Origin of the sequence: Pseudomonas sp. SIMBA_067 (genome assembly GCF_046534675.1) — a bacterium.
In the GTDB taxonomy this organism is placed as follows: domain Bacteria; phylum Pseudomonadota; class Gammaproteobacteria; order Pseudomonadales; family Pseudomonadaceae; genus Aquipseudomonas; species Aquipseudomonas putida.
On record NZ_JAWRYH010001442.1, the window covers coordinates 1 to 232 of the forward strand.

The window sequence follows — 232 nt, forward strand, 5'->3', positions numbered from 1 at the left end:
GGTCGCGGCGGAGTACTCGCGCTTCGTCATCGACCTCAACCGCCCGGATGACGACAAGCCGTTGTATGCCGGCGCTACCACTGGCCTGTATCCGGCCACGTTGTTCGATGGCGAGCCGCTGTTCAAGGATGGGCTGGCGCCCTCAGGTGAAGAACGCAAAGGTTATCTGGAGCAGATCTGGCGTCCCTACCACGGCACGATCCGCAGCGAACTGGACCGGTTGCGCGAGCAG

The 232-nt window shown here is 63.4% G+C and carries 1 protein-coding gene; it reads left to right on the forward strand.

Annotated elements, in window-relative coordinates; genetic code table 11:
* A partial coding sequence (locus SB765_RS34180; RefSeq protein WP_410933097.1) for an N-formylglutamate amidohydrolase occupies positions 1-232 on the forward strand: 232 nt, incomplete at both ends.